At 60.5% G+C, this 17,793-nt stretch carries 16 protein-coding genes; all 16 read right to left on the bottom strand.

Features of this window, described 5'->3' with window-relative positions; translation table 11 throughout:
• Positions 1 to 28: 28 nt before the first annotated feature.
• Positions 29 to 373: an IacB protein gene (locus HOP51_RS18605; protein WP_234275378.1), complete on the bottom strand. Its 345-nt coding sequence runs from the start codon at positions 371 to 373 to the stop codon at positions 29 to 31.
• Between the two features lie 38 nt (positions 374 to 411).
• Complete coding sequence (locus HOP51_RS18600) at positions 412 to 1,557, bottom strand: acyl-CoA dehydrogenase family protein (protein ID WP_234275377.1); 1,146 nt, start codon at positions 1,555 to 1,557, stop codon at positions 412 to 414.
• A gap of 17 nt (positions 1,558 to 1,574) precedes the next feature.
• Positions 1,575 to 2,699, bottom strand: a complete 1,125-nt coding sequence (locus tag HOP51_RS18595) for an amidase (protein WP_234275376.1) — start codon at positions 2,697 to 2,699, stop codon at positions 1,575 to 1,577.
• Positions 2,700 to 2,776: 77 nt separating this feature from the next.
• Positions 2,777 to 4,066: a TRAP transporter large permease gene (locus HOP51_RS18590; RefSeq protein WP_234275375.1), complete on the bottom strand. Its 1,290-nt coding sequence runs from the start codon at positions 4,064 to 4,066 to the stop codon at positions 2,777 to 2,779.
• Positions 4,063 to 4,557 (bottom strand): TRAP transporter small permease, encoded by a 495-nt coding sequence (locus HOP51_RS18585; protein WP_234275374.1) that lies wholly within the window; start codon positions 4,555 to 4,557, stop codon positions 4,063 to 4,065. The genes HOP51_RS18590 and HOP51_RS18585 overlap by 4 nt, the downstream gene beginning before the upstream one ends.
• 65 nt (positions 4,558 to 4,622) lie before the next feature.
• Positions 4,623 to 5,681 (bottom strand): TRAP transporter substrate-binding protein, encoded by a 1,059-nt coding sequence (locus HOP51_RS18580; protein ID WP_234275373.1) that lies wholly within the window; start codon positions 5,679 to 5,681, stop codon positions 4,623 to 4,625.
• Between the two features lie 365 nt (positions 5,682 to 6,046).
• On the bottom strand, positions 6,047 to 6,778 hold the full coding sequence (locus tag HOP51_RS18575) for an arylmalonate decarboxylase (protein WP_267957798.1): 732 nt from the start codon (positions 6,776 to 6,778) through the stop codon (positions 6,047 to 6,049).
• Between the two features lie 49 nt (positions 6,779 to 6,827).
• Positions 6,828 to 8,018, bottom strand: coding sequence for a mandelate racemase/muconate lactonizing enzyme family protein (locus HOP51_RS18570; protein ID WP_234275371.1), 1,191 nt, complete (start codon positions 8,016 to 8,018; stop codon positions 6,828 to 6,830).
• A gap of 16 nt (positions 8,019 to 8,034) precedes the next feature.
• The gene (locus tag HOP51_RS18565; RefSeq protein WP_234275370.1) at positions 8,035 to 9,357 is read right to left on the bottom strand and encodes a TRAP transporter large permease; all 1,323 of its coding nucleotides are present in this window, start codon (positions 9,355 to 9,357) and stop codon (positions 8,035 to 8,037) included.
• Positions 9,357 to 9,884 (bottom strand): TRAP transporter small permease subunit, encoded by a 528-nt coding sequence (locus tag HOP51_RS18560; protein ID WP_234275369.1) that lies wholly within the window; start codon positions 9,882 to 9,884, stop codon positions 9,357 to 9,359. Before HOP51_RS18560 ends, HOP51_RS18565 begins: the two co-directional genes overlap by 1 nt.
• A 76-nt stretch (positions 9,885 to 9,960) precedes the next feature.
• Entirely contained in the window at positions 9,961 to 10,947 is a 987-nt protein-coding gene (locus HOP51_RS18555; protein WP_234275368.1) for a TRAP transporter substrate-binding protein, read from the bottom strand.
• A gap of 61 nt (positions 10,948 to 11,008) precedes the next feature.
• The gene (locus HOP51_RS18550) at positions 11,009 to 12,055 is read right to left on the bottom strand and encodes a TRAP transporter substrate-binding protein (protein WP_234275367.1); all 1,047 of its coding nucleotides are present in this window, start codon (positions 12,053 to 12,055) and stop codon (positions 11,009 to 11,011) included.
• A gap of 21 nt (positions 12,056 to 12,076) precedes the next feature.
• Positions 12,077 to 13,072: a 3-hydroxybutyryl-CoA dehydrogenase gene (locus tag HOP51_RS18545; protein ID WP_234275366.1), complete on the bottom strand. Its 996-nt coding sequence runs from the start codon at positions 13,070 to 13,072 to the stop codon at positions 12,077 to 12,079.
• Between the two features lie 27 nt (positions 13,073 to 13,099).
• Entirely contained in the window at positions 13,100 to 14,206 is a 1,107-nt protein-coding gene (locus HOP51_RS18540; RefSeq protein ID WP_234275365.1) for an NAD/NADP-dependent octopine/nopaline dehydrogenase family protein, read from the bottom strand.
• Positions 14,207 to 14,552: 346 nt separating this feature from the next.
• On the bottom strand, positions 14,553 to 15,527 hold the full coding sequence (catA, locus tag HOP51_RS18535) for a catechol 1,2-dioxygenase (protein ID WP_234275364.1): 975 nt from the start codon (positions 15,525 to 15,527) through the stop codon (positions 14,553 to 14,555).
• Between the two features lie 1,011 nt (positions 15,528 to 16,538).
• Positions 16,539 to 17,756 (bottom strand): benzoate/H(+) symporter BenE family transporter, encoded by a 1,218-nt coding sequence (locus HOP51_RS18530; RefSeq protein ID WP_234275363.1) that lies wholly within the window; start codon positions 17,754 to 17,756, stop codon positions 16,539 to 16,541.
• Positions 17,757 to 17,793 lie beyond the last annotated feature (37 nt).

Here is a 17,793-nt window from a genome sequence, read left to right as displayed (position 1 = left end):
ATCCGGGTCGGCAGGCCATGGCCACTCCCTAATCGGGGACGACCAGCTCGCGGCCAATACGCGCCTCGACGCGGGCGTACTTCCACAGCTTGTAGGGGCCTTCGCCCACCGGGATAGTGCGGAAAAAGTTGCAGGCGGCGACGACGCTCTCGTAGTCCGGGACGTCGGCCATGATGTAGCAGGTCCAGGGGGCGGTGGCGGACGGACCAACCATGATGCGGTCGTCATCCATGATCCCCAGGATGTTGACGCCGGGCAGCTCATCGATGCCCTGCATCATCTGGCTGAAGGCCTGCCAGACCTGCTTGCCCTCCTCGGTGGGGGCGTCCATGAAGTTCTGGTTGATGCCAATGCAGAAAAGTACACGATGCATAGGGGTGATCTCCGTTGGGTCGATGTGGACAACGTCGCTTAGAGGTAGCCCGGCAAGGGCTCATGGCCGAAGAAGATAGCTCCGGCGTTCTTCCAGGTGATCTCGCCCATGAAGGCGTGCTGGGTGCAGAGCTGGGCGTCGCGCAGGATTCGTGATAGAGGGTGGCCGTTATCGGCCCCGGTCATGCCGCTGATGTGGTAGACGTCACGAATCGCCCCGGCGCACTCCTGAGTCAAGTGAGTGGTGGAGAGACGCAGCAGGTTGACCTGGTCGCGGCTCGGCTCGCCCCCAGCCTCAATGGCCGCCCAGGCGGCCTCGGTGCTGTCATAGAAGAAGGCCCTGGCGGCGCGCACCCTGGCCTCGGCCTTGCCAAGGGCGATCTGGGCATATTCCCTCTCGCTCAAGTTGGGGGCCCCGGTGACCGACTTGCGCCCGCCGGCCATGGCGCGAACGATGTCCAGCGCCTCCCGGGCCAGGCCCAGGGTGGTCACCGCCAGCACTTGGGCGGCGAAGGAAAGCGAGGGGTAGCGGAAGAAGGGCGCCTCGATGGTGGGCTTGCCGCCGCGCACGAAAGTCCACTCCTCCGGCACATAGGCGTCCTCGACCACCAGGTCGTGGCTGCCGGTGGCCACCATGCCCAGCATGTCCCAGGTCGGGTCGATCACCACCCGGTCGCGGGGCAGCACTGCCATGCGTGGCAGAGCCCCCTCCTCATCAGGCAGGATGCCCACCCCGCACAGGGAGGCGCCCATGCAGCCGCTGGCGTACTTCCAGCGCCCCGAGATGCGGAAACCACGATCGACCCGCTCGGCGGGCTGGGGCGGGAAAATGCCGCCGGCGAAGACCACGTCGGGGGAGTCCTTCCACACCTCGGCGATGGTCTCCGGAGGCAGGGCCGCCAGGTAGGCGGGATTCATGCCGAAGCTCGCCACCCAGCCGGCGGAGCCGTCCGCCGCCGAGACCGCTTCGACCATTTTCAGGAATTCGGCAGGGGCCTTCTCGTCGCCACCATAGCGGGTCGGCACCATGGCTCGATAGACGCCGATGGCCTGGAACTCCTCGATGATATCTTGGGAAATATGGCGCTGTGCCTCGAATTCCCCCCTACGCTGGCGAATGGCCGCGAGTAGCGCATCGAAGCGGGCTTCCCCACCCCATTGGGACTTGTCGACAGTGCTATGCATAAGCAACTCCTGCTGTTTTAGTCGGTGGCGTTCGCTCGTGGGGCTCCGGCCAGGAGACGCGAGACCCGACAGAGGCCGGCATCATCGCCGCGCCGCCCCACCAGCTGCAGCGCCAGCGGATACCCCGCCTGGGGTGACAGCGGCAGTGTCAGGGCGGGGTGTCCGGAGAGGTTGAAGGGCCGCAACAGCGCGGAAATCATCAGGTCCTGCTCGCCAGCCTCCGCCGCCGACCGGGTCAAGGGCGCGTGGGGCAGGGTCGGCAAGACTAGGGCATCGTGAGTCTCGAGCAGCCGATCCACCTCGGCGGTAAAAGCACGGCGCAGCGCCTCGGCCTCGCGCAGCTCGGCATCGCTGGTCTGTCCCGCCGCCCGCAGCCGCTTGGCCACGTCTGCGCCCAGGCGAGGGTCGTCCCGCCAGGCCGCGTAGCCCTCGAAGGTCTCGCGGTTGATCACCGCCATAGCCGCCCCATAGGCCTCCTCCAGCAGCGCGAGGCTGGCTGGCGAAGCGGGCAGTGACGAGGCGGCCAGACGTTCCTCCACCGCGGCCTGGATGGCATCGTCGGCTGCCACCCGAAGCCAGGCCAGCCGCGGTGCCTCGCCGCTTGATGGCATAACGAAGCACGGATCCACCGCTGCCATGAAAGCGATCAGTTCCTCCAGGTCGGCGGTAATGGGCCCAATGCAATCAAGGCTGCTGAGCGCCGGCATCACCCCGCGTCGATCGAGACGCCCGAAGCTCGGCTTGAGGCCATAGAGGCCGCAGCAAGCAGCGGGCAGGCGGATCGAGCCGCCGGTATCGGTGCCGATGCCCACCTCAGCCAGTCCCGCCGCTACCGCCGTTGCCGAACCGCTGGAGGATCCGCCGGGAATCCACTCCGGGAAACTCGGGTTCTGGGGAGTACCAGTCCAGGCGTTGAGGCCGGTCATGCCGAAAGCCAGCTCGTGGAGGTTGGCCTTGCCGACGAGGCGGTAGCCCGCCGCCAGGCTGCGCTCAACGATCTCGGCATGGCGCTCGGCCGGTGGCACCTCGGCGAGAGCCGCCGAACCGGCCCGGGTCGGGTAGCCGGCGATATCGATGCTGTCCTTGACTACCACTCGCTTGGGGCCCTGGCCCAGGGCAAGGGCTTCGATCACCGAGGCCATGGCTCTCTCCTCCCCTCTTTTTCACATGAAATTTCAAGTATTTTCTGGCGCAATGAATGCATACGACTTCCACTTCCCTACAAGACGAACAGGACCAGTTCGGGAATCGCCAGCAGCAGCAGAATGCAGGCCAGGTAGGGCAGCATAAAGTAGCCCACCCCGCGGAAGATATCACCGAACCCCAGCTCCGGATCAAGGCTCTTGACAATAAAGGCGTTGACCCCCACCGGCGGTGTGATCGCGCCCATGCTGGTGACGATGCACACCATGATGCCGAACCAGATGGGGTCGTAGCCCAGCGCCAAGGCCACCGGAAAGAAGATCGGGATCGAGATAATCAGGAAACCCATAGCGTCCATCAGGGCACCGCCGATTACGTAGATCAGCAGCACACAGGCCATGATCAGCACTGCCGGCAGCGGCAGGGCAGCGGCCCACTCACCGACCAAGAAGGGCAGCCGCGTCACAGTGAGGAAGCGTCCGAAGATCACCGCGCCGGCCACCAGCATCAGAATCATGGCAGAAGACTTGAGGGCATTGGCCAGGGCCGCCTGGAGCACCTCCAGGGTCAGGCGTCCCTGCAGCGCTACGATGACCAGGGCGCCCACGCAGCCCACGGCGGCGGCCTCGGTGGAGGTGAACCAGCCGGCGAAGAGGCCGCCCAGCACCAGGGCGAACAGCGCCGCCACTTCCAGCACCCCCTTGAAGGAAGCCAAGCGCGCCCGCCATGGAGAGCGTTCCCCCACGGGGGCCATCTCGGGGCGACGGTGGCAGAGATAGGCAATGGTCATCACGAACAGCGCCACCAGGATCAGCCCCGGCACGATGCTGGCAATAAACAGATCGCGAATGGCCAGCTCCGCCTGCAGGGCAATCACGATCAGCACCGAGCTGGGCGGAATGATCACCCCCAGGGTGCCACCGGTGGCCACGCTACCGGCGCTGAGCGCCCGGTGGTAGCCGAACTTCTTCATCTCCGGCAGGGCGATGGTGCCAACGGTGGCCGCTGTGGCGGTATTAGAACCGCTGACCGCCGCGAAACCGGCGCTGCTGAGGATGGTCGTAGTCGCCATGGAGCCCTTGCGGTGACCAATCCAGGCATAGGCGGAGGCGAAGATCTTCTCGGTAATCCCCGATCGGAACAGCAACTCCCCCATGAAGATAAACAGCGGAATCACGCTCAACGAGTAGGCCGACAACTGCTCCCAGATCCCCGAGCTGATGATGTTATAGGCGGCCATCGGGCTGGTGATATGCAGCATACCGATGAAGCCGACGATAAACATCGCGAAGCTGATCGGCATCTTGAGCAGGATCAGCAGGAAGAGCGCCACTATGCCGACCAGTGCCATCGAAACCATGCTCATGGCATCACCACTCGTTTCATCACCACCAGGCGCTTCAGCGCACCGAGGCAATCCGACAGCAGCACTAGGCAGAAGGCGGAGAAGCCCAGCGCCACCAGATAGATCATCGGATAGAGAACCAGACGCAGGGTCTGGGAGACCATGCCACGCTGCATGGCACTGTAGCCGTACTCCCAGAGCTTGCTGGCCACCATGGCGAAGAACAGCAGGCTGACCAGGGCCACCAGGGCCTGCAGCAGGGCCTGCAAGCGCGCAGGGAAGCGCGCCACCAGGATATCCAGCTCTACATGAGCCTTGTGCAGTTGCGCATAAGCCAGGGAGAGGGAGACCACCACAGCCGTCAGCCAGCCGACGATCTCGGTGGTGCCGCCGAAGGAAGACGCCACTTGGCGCATCACGATATTGGCCGTGACCAGGCACACCATGGCTAGCAGGGCCATTCCGGCCACGAACAGCAGGCCACGGCTGATTAGAAAATTGAGTCTATGCATGGGTCGGATGCCTCGCTGCGTCGATCACTCCCGGCGACATGGCATCGCCGGGTTCTATCCCTGTCTCAGGGTTGGCGATGGCTCTCGATCAGCTCCAGCATGCGCTCATGCAGTTCATGGGCGGGCAGCCCCATCTCGGCCACCTGGGCCAGGCGTGCCTCATTGATGGGCGCTAGTTGCTCAGCCCAGCGTGCCGCCTCCGCGTCGCTCAGGGACAGGGTCTCGACGCCGTGGTTCTCGGCTGCCCAATCCAGGGAGGTCTGGATATGGTTGTCCAGGTAGTCGCCGGAGAAGTGGGCCATCTCGGCGCCCAGTTCGTCGATCACCCGCTGGACATCCTCGGGCAGCGACTCCCAGCGCTGTCGATTCATGGCGGCGACGAAGACCACATTGGTTAGCGGGTAGTCGGTGACGTACTGGACACTGCGGGCGTACTGCAGGTCCATCAGCGTCTCCCGGGAGCCCACATAGCCGTCGACCACACCGGACTGAAGGGCCTCGCCGGTCTCGGCCTGGGAGAGCCCCACGGGCACGCCGCCGAGGGTGCGCAACACCTCGGTGCTGTCACCAGGCACGCGAATTTCCTGGCCTTGTAACTCTTCGAGGAACCTCACCGGGGTGCGGCTATGCAGATAACCGGGTTCGGAGGTGAAGGCGGTGACCACCTTGAACTCCTCGAGGCCCAGTTGATCGGCGGGAAACTCTCGGATCAGGTCGTAGACCACCTGGCTGGCCACAGTGGAGTCGACCTCGATACCGGTGAGGTTGCCAACCAAGTTGAGCAGCGGAAAGCGCGCCGGCTCGTAGGAGGTGGCGGAGAGGCCGATATCGGCGACACCGCTCTGCACGCCGTCATACATATTGCCGGCGGTCAGCAGGGTCCCCCCCGGGAAGGTATTGACCGAAACGCGACCGTCGGTGCGCCGCTCTACCTCCTCGGCCCAGCGCTCCATCTGTATTGCGGGAAAGGTTTGGGCAGGAGCAAAGAAGGCGTAGTTAAGGGTGATGTCACTCGCCCGGGCCTGGGTCGTCAAGAGCGAGCCGGTCAGGAGCGCACCCAGGCAGGCGGCGCCGATGAGTCGCCGTGGAGTTGAAAGCTGAATAATTAGCTGTTTCGTCGTCATGGGTCTACCTAATGGTTATTTTTGTCCAAGGTGCCTCAGCACCACTTACATCCAATATCACATGAATTTTCAACTAAACATAGCATGAGATTCGCCATCGCACAAGCCAGCCCTATCCATAAATCAGCGAGCAGGATGCCCCATAGAGTTCTTATAAAACAAAGCATGAAGAATTAGCACCAGAGGACTCAAAACATACTCCTGACACTGTGATGGGTGTTTGCTTAACATTTATCGCTCAAGCAAAGCGGCTAATTATAGAACGAGCATTTGACTCTCGGTTGCAACACGGAATTTGCCTAATCTTCATCCTGCCGAACGCCTGAGGAACCCTGAGCACCGGCAATATGTATTCCTGGGAAACATCAAGTGAACCGACCAATATTTTTATTGTACTTATTGCTCGAATCCCAGGAAAACAGGCACCCCCCAGCTCTAGCCTGTCCCGATAGTCCCACCAGACGCACCGCCCCCCAGGCCCCCGCCAGAGCACTGGAAATGACAGGAATACCGAACTCCACCTCCAGCTTTCGCGTAACCTCTTCTGTACGCAATCCGCCACACGAGATCAACAGAGCATCGGCGGATTCCACGCCCTGCATAGCATCCCTTCCCAACCGCAATAGCTCTTCCTGAGACACAGCGAGTATATCCTCGACACGCTCGATCTCAGAACCATGCAACCGCGTCACCTCTAGCTCGCTGGCAACTAAGAAATCTGCCAGCAACCGGTTCACGGAAGCTACATACGGTGTCGCCACCACTAGTCGCTTAGCCCCAACCATAGCGAGGGCATCCAGTACCGATGTGCTCATGGTTGTAGCCGGCAGCCCACTCTCCGCACGCATGATCTCAATTAAACGAGTGTTGTATTCTGGACCACGATAGAAACTAAGCGAAGTGCCCATTAGCGAGACAGCCTGGGCCCCCTCGGAAGCGAGTTCTCGACTAAGCTTGCCAACCCTCTGGATCACGCCATTATAGCCTTCAGGGGTCAGTTTCCACAGTCCCAACCCCGCTGCCACGAAATCAACTCGATCACCATACAGCCCCGGGGCTTCCGGAGGCACCTCTCCGGCAGCCGGCGGTACTATCATCCCTACCTTAGGTCTCGTTGTACTCATAACGCTATCCCCAAACCGGACATTATCCCTTGCCTTTACCACGTGCGGACGGGTACCGGCTAAACTCCTCCACAGCCTCCAGAATAGGGGAAAAACCCAGCCCAGGGGCTTCCGGAAGAGCCAGAACACCGTTCTCGGGAACCGGTAGACCAGTGAATATCTGTTCGCACAGCTGCACCGCTGGATGGTGATACTCCACCAACCCACCATTGGCTAAGCCTGCGTGTAGATGCATGTTATGAAAGGGCCAGGCTCCGCCGTTAGCGATGCTTGTATTGAAGGCCGCAGCCATGCCGGCAATTTTGATGCATTGGGAGAAGCCACCCGTGATCGCCACATTGGGCTGGATGAAATCGACAGCCTGCTGCATCAACAAGTCACGGAAACGAAACGCCTGCCCCTCATTCTGGCCCACAGCAATGCGAACCGAGGTACGCTGGCGAAGCTCAGCTAGGTGACGTGCGTCATTCTGCAGCACAGGCTCCTCGAAGAAGCCGAGGTTGGCCGACTCAAGCATTTTCGCCAGCTTGCAAGCGTGTACGGCATCCAAGTTGCAATTGGCGTCAATATAGATTTCTACGTCATTTCCCACCGCTTCACGCACCGCCATGACCCGCGCCGCATCTTCGCGTATCACCTCCCCTAAAGGTCTCCTATTGCGATGCCGCATCGCCTCCCCTGCCACCGTCATCTTCAACCGCTTGTTGCCTTTGGCAACCCAGTACTTGGCCGCAGAGACCAGCTCATCCCGACTCAGGAAGCCGAAGCCGAAAGTAGTGTATATGGGCACTTCAGCACGTGCGCCTCCTATCAGCCGCCACAAGGGCATTCCCAATGCCTTGGCCTTGATATCCCACAGCGCGATGTCAAAGGCGGCAATGGCGTGCGAAGCATAGCCGGATTGCCCTCTGGGCGTCAGTACCCAATTCAGCTCTTCCCAAATCGCCTCGGTAGCCATGGCATCACACCCCACGACCGTGGGTGCTATGACTTTGTTTATCGCCTCGGATACAACGTCCTCCTCGGTGATCGCGGTGAAGCCATGGCCCTTGAACCCATCAGCAGTCTCGACCTCGCACAGGCAAGCCGACAGTGGCATGGTGCGACTGACGCCCACCACCTCGATCTTGACCGGAATGTTCATCGGCCAAGCCTTGACCCGAACGATGCGCTGCGGCCGAAGCCGCGGCTGTGCATTTGCGTTTTCGCTCATCGATACCTCCAGACGATTAGGCGCCCCACATCCTTTCCGGCAGCCACAGGGCGATCTGTGGGAACAGCACCAGCAGCAGGGAGGCGAACACCAGGATGAAGAAGAAGGGTAAGGAGCCCAGCATGATCTCCTTCATGGAAACCTTGCTGGCAATGCTCTTGACCACGAACAAGTTGATGCCCAGGGGCGGCGTGATGCAGCCCAACTCCATGTTCAGCGTGATCAGCACGCCGAACCAGACAGGATCGAAGCCCGACTCGAGCACGAACGGCAGGAACATGGGCGCCACAATGACCACGATGGCGAAGGGTGGCAGGAAGGTGCCAAGTACCAGCATCATCAGCCATACCGCCAGCAACGTCAGCCACTTGTTGCCGAACAGCTCGAGCAGGCCGGACGAAATTGCCGTCACCGCGCCGTTATAGGAAAGAAAGGAGCCCAGGTAGTAGGCAAAGGCGGCGATGATCAGCACCATCGACGTATCGCGTACGGTTTTCAGCAATAGGCGGGACCAGACGGCGAACGAGGTGACGCGGTAGATCGCCAGCACTAACAGAATCGAAGCCACCGCCCCCACCGAGGCCAACTCCGAGGGCGTCGCCCAGCCGCCATAGAGCGCCACCATGATCATCAGTACCATAAGGAAGAAAGGCAGCACCCGCAGCAACGGATACTTGGCCCTGCCCTCCTGCTCCTCGTAGCGTCGGGATATCTCCAGCACTTCCGGGTGAGCCGCCTGGTAGCGCCACATGGTCCATACCACATATAAGGAGAACATCGCAGCCACCATGATCGCCGGCACGACGCCTGCCATAAACAGCTGGCCAATGGAGGTGCCCGTCACCACGCCATACAACAGCAGGACGATGGAAGGCGGCGTGAGTATGCCCAGGGTGCCGCCGCCCACCACTAGGCCACAGGCCAATGCCGGCGGGTAACCCCGCGCGTTCATCTCAGGAATCGCCGAAGAGCCGATGGCCGCGGCAGTAGCGGGGGACGAACCAGACATGGCCGAGAAGATGGTGCAACCTCCCACAGAGGCAACACCCAAGCCGCCCGGAATGGGTAGCGCCAGACTAAGCGCCCGGTAGATGTCCTTACCCGCAGGACTGACCGCAATGATCGTGCCCATGAAAATAAACATAGGCACAGCGACGAGATCTATAGAGTCCAGAGATTGGAAAGCATATTCCGCAATGTAGAGTGCATCGTGCCCCGAGCCGGTCACAATCATCATGACCAAGGTCGACACCGCCAGGGAATAGGCGATGGGCAACCCAATGAAGATTAGCAGCAACAGCAGGCCGACCGTCAGCGCACTCAAGATAATGGGATCCATCAGTGTTCCCCCTGAACGTTGTCGGCGGGGACCTCATGACCGTACAGCCGAATCAGGATGTCCAAAACGAGGTTGACCATCATAATTGCACTGCCGATCGGCATGGCCAGGTAAGGAACCCACAGCGGTGGCCCCCATAGGCTGATAGAACGCCAGCCGGTGTACCAGGCGTTGAGAAACATCTCCAGTGACGACCAGAACAATAAGCTGAAAAGAGCCAGAGCGATCGCATCCAGTACAATGCGGTGTATACGTTTGGCGCTGCCGGTTAGACGCTCGCGCAGCATGCCGATGGCGACCTGACTACCCGCACGGTCTGAGTATGCCAGCCCCAGAAAGGCGGCATAGATGAGCAGATAGACGCTGGCCTCAAGCTCCCAGATTGTATTCATGCCGAACAGGCCACGTCCTATCACCGCCCAGGTGATGACGCTACAGGCGAACACGATGCCGCTTGCCGCGATGCAGCTGACTAGGACGTTTAACCTGTCGAGCCACCTCCGGAATCGATTGAGTGCATTGAGCATAGTTACCTCGTAACGTACAGGCCCCAGCCCGGGATACGCGCCCAGGCTTCGTTCTTCTTCACTTGTGGAAAAAGCATCAGAGAGGTGTATTCACCGCCTCCAGGGCAGCCGCTCCCTCCGGGACCCGCTCAATGAAGTAGGGCCATGCGGTTTCGCGAGCGTTCTCGATCCAGGCTGCTAGCTCCTCGTTGGAGAGCTCGTACAGTTGCACGCCCTGACGTTCGAACTCCTCGGCGATCCGCTGACTATCCTCAATCATCTTCTCGGCGAACCAGACTTCGGACTCCTGGACCGCTTCCATGATGTGCGCGAAGTGCTCGCTACCGACTTTTTGCTCCAGACCGGCGGAGAGCAAGATGGCATGCATGCCACCGACGTACCCCGGCCCCACTTGCAGGTAGTCGATGACCTCATGCAGGTTGTAGCCTTCGAACGAGGCGTACTGAGTCAGCACGCCTGTCAGTACTCCCGTCTGCAGGGCCTGATAGAGCTCCGAGGCCGGCAACGAGGTGATAGTGGCGCCATTGGCATTCAGCATTTGTTCGGAGGCCCCGCCCAGTCCTCGCATCCGCAGGCCGGCGACATCCTCTGGTAGCGCCACCGGGTCACCGGTGCTACCGATGGAGGCCATGGCCCAACCCGAGCCTGCCAGGATAACACCGGTGCTCTCGATGGCCTCGGCCAACATGGGCCAGATGGTACGTTCGCGCCACACTAGACCATCGGTGGGATCAGCCACCAAGCCGGGCAGCGCACCGATCTCAGCCAGCGGCACCATGCCAGATAGCCATGGCAGCGGATAGATGGTAAGGTCGATCAACCCTTGGCGTAGCGCGCCATGCTGAGCCTGGGCACGGAATATCTCCTGATTGGGGTATAGATTAATCCTCACCTCGCCGTCGGTCTTTTCCTCAACCCGCTCGGCGATGAACTTCGCCCATTCGTGGCGAGCATCGCCTTCCGTATAGGAGTGGCTGAAACGCAGGATCTCGCTGGCGAATACCGCCTGGCTCGCCAGGGCCACTGCCAGGGGAAGAAGCGTTTTGTTTATTGTACGCATCATGGTCTCGATTCCTCGTCAGGATACTGTTGTTAGTGTTGTTGCCGTTGTGACATGATCAGGCTCAGGGATTACGGTATTCTTTCATCAATTCATGCATGCGCTGAGCAAACTCTCGTGCGGGTAGGCCCTGCGCTTCGACCTCATCAAGCAGCACCTCGTTGACTGGAACGAGCCGCTCATTCCAGCGTGCGAGTTCCTCCTCGGAGAGGGTGACGATCTCCACGTCCTGCTCCGCCTGGGCCCACTCCAGAGAGCGCTCGATATGCTCGTCAAGATAGCGTCCTGTGAAGGCCGCCATTTCTGATGCCAGCTCGTCGATAACCTGCTGTATATCCTCAGGCAACGACTCCCAGCGCTCTTGCGACATCAGCGCAGCAAACAGAGTATTGGTCAGCGGATAGTCGGTGACATATTTAGCCATTCGTGCGAACTGCAAGTCCTTCAGTACCTCACGAGAGGCCGCGTAACCGTCAATAATTCCAGTCTGTAATGCCTCACCCGCATCCGCTTGGGACATACCGATAGCTGTCGCACCAAGCGCTTCAAGAGCAATCGAGTTATCGCCGGAAATACGAATTTCCGCCCCTTTCAGGTCTTCCAGGCTGCGTACTGGATCGCGGGTCTGAAGATAGGCCGGCTCAGAGGTGAAGGCAGTAACGACCTTGAAATTGTCAAACTCCGGCATGTGCTCTTTGAACTCTTGGATCAGCTGGTAAGTCATCTGACTAGCGATCTCAGAATTAACCTCCTGGCCAGTCAGGCTACCGGCTAGATTAAGCAGAGCAAAGCGCCCTGGCTCGTAGGAAGTAGCGGACAGACCGATATCCGCTACTCCATTCAATACCCCGTCGTACATATTATTGGCGGTAAGCAGGGTGCCGCCGGGGAAGAGTTCCACCGAGACACGGCCATCGGTACGACTCTCCAGTTCATCAGCCCAGTGTTGCATCTGCACCGCTGGGAAACTCTGCGCAGGAGCGAAGAAGGCGTAGCGCAGGATAATGCGCTCTTGAGCCTGGACGGTACCATGCCCCACTAACAAGCCTAGCCCCATGAAAGCGATAACCAATCCGGCTCGTTTACTGATCTTTTGTAAGTTTATTGTCATCACAGAGCCCTCGTTGTTTTGTCAGTCATCTGAAATGGCGACTATGGGTAGCAAATCCGACAACCGCAGCCGTTCGAGAAATTCGTCGGAGCGATGTCGCCGCCTCGCCATAAGATCGACGCCGGTGTAGTCGAAGAAGCCTCGTCCATCGCGAAAGCCGCGTCGCTCCTCACGCATATTGGTATGGATCACCTCGGGTGCCCGGAAACGTTCATCAAGGGCGTCGACTAGGTAGTTCGAGGCGTAATAAAGAGTATCGCCGCCTCCCCAGTCAATGAACTCCAGCACACCAAGCACCGAATAGCGCAGCCCGAAGCCAATGCGAATCGCTGTGTCGATGTCATCAGCACTTGCGACTCCCTCCTCCACCATGCGTGCCGCCTCGTTCATGATCAGTACCTGAAGGCGCGGCACGATGTAACCCGGCGAAGCGCCGCACAGCACCGGTACTTTGCCGATGGCGCCAAGGCTCTCGAATAGGGTATCGATCGCTTCCTGGGTGGTATTCAGCCCCTTGCTCACCTCCACCAGCGGCATCAGATGAGCGGGGTTGAGCCAGTGGGCGTTCATGAAGCGCCCGGGATGACTGACCATTCCGGCCAGTTCGGTGACCAGGAAGGTCGAGGTGGTCGAGGCGATCACCAAGTCGTCGGCGAAGTGCCGGCTGGCCCAGGCGAAGCCGTCGCGCTTGACCCCCTTGACCTCCGGCAACGCCTCGAAGGCGAGGGCGATGTCGGACCAGTTCCCGTCGTCCGAGCCATCCTCTGCCTCATGCTCGACGAGGCTCAGGCGCACCAGGATGGCTTCGCCGGCTCCCTCGGGCACGACTGCCCGCTCCTCAAGATAGCGCAGTTCTTCCCGCAGCCGCTCACGAATGGCCACATAGTAGGAATCGCGCTCGTCGACATCGCGCCGCTTGAAATCGATCATCACCACTTCGTGGCCCGCCAGCATGTAGGAAAGGGCAATGCCCTCCCCCATGCGCCCAGAGCCCAACACGGCGATCCGCTCGTTCATGGTCGCTTTCTCCTGTGCGGCGGGCCTTCAGTTCCAGGCACCATGGGTCAGCAGCTGCCGCATCTCCTCCCTGGAGAGTTCCGCCAGTCCCAACGATTCCAGGGTGCGGCCCTCGGCGTAGAGATCCCGTCCGGTGATCGCCGAAGCCAAGTTCAAGAGTCCTTCAGCAACCGGTGTGGCTTGTCCGACCCAGCGTCCGACGGAAACGATAAAGGAGAGTCCTAGGCGGGTGTCCTCCAGCATGTAGCGGTGATTCAGCAGGTCAATGTTCTCCCGCCAATCGCCGCTGTCGGTTAACTTGCCATGGGCGCCACGACCATACATCCACTCCTCGCCCTCGCTGGCGTAGTGGTTAGCCAACGGAAAATGCGAGGGGCCATAGTCCAGCGCTTCGCGCACGGCAATACGCTCGCCGTCCAGCACGGAGGTAACGCGGCGGATCGAGGGTTGGGTACCTTCGTTGTGGATGTCCCAAGCGTCGAAGTGCTCCAGTGGCCCAGCATTCATCATGATCAGCGGCGGATGAATAATAGGACCGGCGTTCATCAGTGCACCGCTTAGGCCATCCTCGATGGGTTCAACGCTAGGATAGGCCTCGCGCAGGATACCGAAAGCGTAATCCGACAACTCTTCGGGAAACACTCCCGTGGGCAACCGGGTGGCGTAGACGCTAATCACCACGCGATTGGGGCCGTGCTTGCGAGCCAAGTAGGGCAGCGTGCCGGTCTCGCAGAAAGCCACTCGGCTTAAGTTGCCAGCATCACGCATGGTGCGGTGGAAAAGGTAGCAACCGAAAGTGCCCGGCGGTAGAAAGACCACTTGGTCGTCCCTGAACATCGGCGCCATCTCTTTTGCCAGACTCTCATGGGTGGTCGCAGGCAGCGGCATAACCAGCAGTTGAGCATGCTCCACCGCTGCTTCCAGGCTCTCCGTCAGTGCTAGCTTCCCCCTCCCTTGGCCAATGAGAATACGCCTCTCGCCTTTAAAATCCTTGACTTCGATACCCTCTAGCTCGGCAAGCTCCTTCAAAGCTTGGCCATTACGCCGCCATAGGACGACATCGAACCCCTGCTCAACCATTTCTACCGCCGCTGCAAAGCAGCCGTGGCCACCACCGATTACACTCACTTTCATTCTTCAACACTCCTTTTCTCTTGTTCGTTCCACATGCTTTTCATGAGGTTTTAATCACGCAGAGCATCTGTCATAGGCGATAAATTGAAAAAACACTCAATATCACATGAATTTTCAATCATATTCTCTTGTTTTCTTGTATTTTTACTTACCACAGCAACAAGCGAACAACATGCCAAATGACAGAAAAAATTTTTAAAACAACAAACTAACTTAAACCCTTGTCGTTACAAGCCCCAACCTCACACCACTCTGGTGCACCCCAAACGCTATCGACACCAGAATAGAGCCACACCTATTGCCTCAGGCTAGGGAGCTTCCCTTCCTGCCGAATGAGGCAGAAAGATCAAACCTTGGCTGTGCTGGCCAGTTGGCTGTGCTGGTCTTGCTCGTCTTCCTTGGCCCGCGGACGGGCATGACGGGCCTGCAGCTCCGGCTTGTCGGTCTTGGCCAGCTCGACGTCGAACACCACCTCGGAGAATGGGCCGTCCAGTTCACGCTTGGCGATCTCGCCCTGGTCCTCGATACGCGTCGCCGGCACCACCAGCTCCTCGCGGGTGGCGAAGGCGAAGTCGTCCCAGGTGTACTTGTCGCCGGCCAGGTTGATCTGGGTGGTCAGGTGCTGGTGGCCCGGCGCGGAGATGAAGTAGTGGATGTGCGCCGGGCGCTCGCCGTGACGGCCCAGAGCCTTGAGCACTTGGTCGGTGGGCGCGCCTTCGGGTACTCCGTAGCCGGAGGGGATGATGCTGCGCGCGGTGTAGCGGCCATCACTATCGGCGTAGATGGTGCGGCGCATGTTGTACTCGTCCTGGCTGGGGTCGAAGAACGAGTAGTTGCCCTTGGAGTCGCAGTGCCAGATCTCGACCTTGGCCCCGGGGATCGGGTTACCATCGACGTCGCGTACCTGGCCGGTCAGCCACATCACCTCGCCGTCGGGGTCGCTGCCGTCGTCCAGGCGTGCGAAGCCCTCGGCTTCCGGGGCGCCGGCCACGTACAGCGGGCCCTCGATGGTACGCGGCGTGCCACCGGTGCGCTTGGCCTCGGCGTCGGCGGCGTCCTGGCGCATGTCCAGGTAGTGATCGAAGCCCAGACCCGGAGAGAGCAGGCCGAACTGGGTGTCGTGGCCGAGGGCGTTGAGCAGGCTGACGGCGGACCAGTACTCCTCCTCGCTGACGTCGAAGTCGTCGATCAGGCGATAGAGGTCGGAGAGCAGGCGGTACATGATCTGCTTGGCGCGATCGTTGCCGCCCTCTTGGCCGAAACCGGCGACGGTCTTGAGAAACTCCTGTATTTCGGGGGTATCGAAGATCTTCACGGTCATGGAGGTTGCTCTCTCTGTTGTGGTTATTACTGGCGCATTAAAATAAATGCCTTTTCACTTAACTTTTCAACCATATTCATCAACGCTGGTCGCAACCGCCAATACCGTTTCGGCAAGGGACCATACCCTGACAGGTATGGAAAAGGCGCTTCTTCCACCATTTCGGTTCACCATATTCCATGGCAATCCCATCGACTTTCGGCAGCTTAAAAAACACTATAAACAACTGATATTAAAGAAAATATATAAAACTTGAATCGTTCTTCTTCATGGGCTTCGCGGTACACTCTGCGGAGCTGCTCATGGCGATAAGCCCCAACTGGACTGGGCACGGATCCACCGGGAGCCAAGGAATGCGCCCGTCTTAAGTCGTAGCCCGAAGCCTTAGCATTCGGTCGCCACCTCCTGGCCCCAGCGCTACGCCAGGCAGTTGGCCGGCGCGATGCCCCCCTTCGACGAAGCACCGGGAGGGGCAACGCCGCCCTGGCTGATTCCTGAGCAGAGTCGATTCCTCTGGCATGCCTCTGCCGCTTCCGAGCGCTGGCAAGTACTGAACCGACACCACCGAGTGCGGCAATGCAAGTTCTATCGCTCAGACAGACCAACCTGAGCCAGACGGTGCGCACCACTCAGGGGCAGGGGGTTGATGCCCGATGACACCTCGCGCTTCACGTCGACGGCCAGATGCTACTACATGGGCTGCTTCGCTTTTAGCGAGTACCCTTGGGCGGCGAACTCAATATCGACGAATTCATCAACCATGACATGCCGTCCGAGCTCAACGGGGCGTTCTAACTGCTGACGCGGGCAAGAGCATTCGTATCGGATCCGCAGAACATGGATGCGGTGCACTCGCGGCTCAAGGAGCTCGGCCTGCCACCTTACGACTGCCTGTCGCCGCCGCTGATGGATGCCATCGGCACGCATACAGCCAAGTCGAAGGGGGCTGTAAACAGCCGATATGCAGCACGGCGGACCGGTAGATAGTCCGCCGCGCCTATAGCCGACAGCTCAGTGTCGGGCGGTTCCCGCTGCCTGGCGCTGTCTCGTTAGCTCCTTTTCCACTCGCCAGGGCCGATGCAGGATCAGGTAGGCCGCGCAGCCGATCGTCACGCCCCAGAAGGCCGAGCCCAGGCCGAACAGGCTCACTCCCGAAGCGGTGGCCAGGAAGGTGATGACCGAGGCTTCGAGATGGCCCTTCTCGGCGGCCGCTGCGCTGAGGTTGCTGGTGATGGCGCTGATCAGCGCCAGCCCCGCCAGCAGGGCAACGAAGGTCACCGGCAGCGAGGTGAACAACAGCACGATGCTGCCCGAGAACAACGCGCCGAGCAGATAGAACACGCCGTTGGCCACACCAGCCACGTAGCGCTTGCCGGGGTCGGGATGGGCCGCCTTGCCGGTGCATAGCGCCGCGGTGATGGCTGCCACTACGGTGGTAATGCCGCCGAACAGCGCCATCGGCAGCGATACCAGTCCGGTGATGGTAAGGATCGGGCGAGCCTGGGCGTCATAACCGGCACCGCGCAGAATCGTCATGCCCGGCAGGAACTGGCCGGTGAGGCTGACCAGCGCTAGGGGCAGCGCCAGGCTGAGCGTGGCGTGCAGCGTCCACTCGGGACGAATCGGCTCAGGTGAGGCCAGCTGCCACGAAACACCTGCCAGGCTGGCACCTTCCAGCAGCACCGTCAGCACGATCCCCGCCAGCAACAACAGCGCCAGGAAGTAGCGCGGAAAGAGCCGTTTGAACACCAGGTAGGCAGTAAGCATGCCCATGGCCAGAGCCGGCGAGTTCTCCAGCGAAGTGAACACGCCGATGCCGAACTGGAACAGGATGCCGGCCATCATCGCCGCGGCAATGCCGGGCGGAATCAGCGCAATGAGGCGGTCGAAGGTGCCGCTCACCCCCACCGCGAAGACTATCAAGGCGGCGGAGAGGTAGGCCCCCACCGCCTCGTTCAAAGACAGCCCCGGAAACAGCGTGACCAGCAGCGCCGTGCCGGGCGCCGACCAGGCGGTGATCACCGGTACCTTGAGCCACAGGCTCAGGCCAATGCCGGACACCGCGGCACCGATAGAGATCGCCCACACCCAGGAGCTCATCATCTGGGTAGAGATTTCCGCGCTCTGCGCGGCCTGGAAGAAGATTGCCAGCGGGCCGGCGTAGGAGATCAGCACCGCCACGAAGCCGGCGGTAACGGCCGACAGAGACGCGTCCTGGCGCAATGACATCGTTCACCTCGTGCTCGATTGGATGGAGATTCGAAAC

The organism is Billgrantia zhangzhouensis, from assembly GCF_021404465.1.
Taxonomy (GTDB): Bacteria; Pseudomonadota; Gammaproteobacteria; order Pseudomonadales; family Halomonadaceae; genus Halomonas; species Halomonas zhangzhouensis.
The sequence above is the reverse complement of the archived record's forward strand: the minus strand, read 5'-3'. Positions and strand labels throughout refer to the sequence as shown.

Excerpts from the sequence above, each read along its gene's own strand:
- catA (WP_234275364.1), bottom strand. The coding sequence starts at position 15,527 with ATGACCGTGAAGATCTTCGATACCCCCGAAATACAGGAGTTTCTCAAG.
- HOP51_RS18590 (WP_234275375.1), bottom strand. The coding sequence starts at position 4,066 with ATGAGCATGGTTTCGATGGCACTGGTCGGCATAGTGGCGCTCTTCCTG.
- HOP51_RS18545 (WP_234275366.1), bottom strand. The coding sequence starts at position 13,072 with ATGAACGAGCGGATCGCCGTGTTGGGCTCTGGGCGCATGGGGGAGGGC.
- HOP51_RS18575 (WP_267957798.1), bottom strand. The coding sequence starts at position 6,778 with ATGATAGTACCGCCGGCTGCCGGAGAGGTGCCTCCGGAAGCCCCGGGG.
- HOP51_RS18540 (WP_234275365.1), bottom strand. The coding sequence starts at position 14,206 with ATGAAAGTGAGTGTAATCGGTGGTGGCCACGGCTGCTTTGCAGCGGCG.
- HOP51_RS18570 (WP_234275371.1), bottom strand. The coding sequence starts at position 8,018 with ATGAGCGAAAACGCAAATGCACAGCCGCGGCTTCGGCCGCAGCGCATC.
- HOP51_RS18555 (WP_234275368.1), bottom strand. The coding sequence starts at position 10,947 with ATGATGCGTACAATAAACAAAACGCTTCTTCCCCTGGCAGTGGCCCTG.
- HOP51_RS18565 (WP_234275370.1), bottom strand. The coding sequence starts at position 9,357 with ATGGATCCCATTATCTTGAGTGCGCTGACGGTCGGCCTGCTGTTGCTG.
- HOP51_RS18550 (WP_234275367.1), bottom strand. The coding sequence starts at position 12,055 with ATGACAATAAACTTACAAAAGATCAGTAAACGAGCCGGATTGGTTATC.
- HOP51_RS18605 (WP_234275378.1), bottom strand. The coding sequence starts at position 373 with ATGCATCGTGTACTTTTCTGCATTGGCATCAACCAGAACTTCATGGAC.
- HOP51_RS18580 (WP_234275373.1), bottom strand. The coding sequence starts at position 5,681 with ATGACGACGAAACAGCTAATTATTCAGCTTTCAACTCCACGGCGACTC.
- HOP51_RS18560 (WP_234275369.1), bottom strand. The coding sequence starts at position 9,884 with ATGCTCAATGCACTCAATCGATTCCGGAGGTGGCTCGACAGGTTAAAC.
- HOP51_RS18600 (WP_234275377.1), bottom strand. The coding sequence starts at position 1,557 with ATGCATAGCACTGTCGACAAGTCCCAATGGGGTGGGGAAGCCCGCTTC.
- HOP51_RS18585 (WP_234275374.1), bottom strand. The coding sequence starts at position 4,557 with ATGCATAGACTCAATTTTCTAATCAGCCGTGGCCTGCTGTTCGTGGCC.
- HOP51_RS18595 (WP_234275376.1), bottom strand. The coding sequence starts at position 2,699 with ATGGCCTCGGTGATCGAAGCCCTTGCCCTGGGCCAGGGCCCCAAGCGA.
- HOP51_RS18530 (WP_234275363.1), bottom strand. The coding sequence starts at position 17,756 with ATGTCATTGCGCCAGGACGCGTCTCTGTCGGCCGTTACCGCCGGCTTC.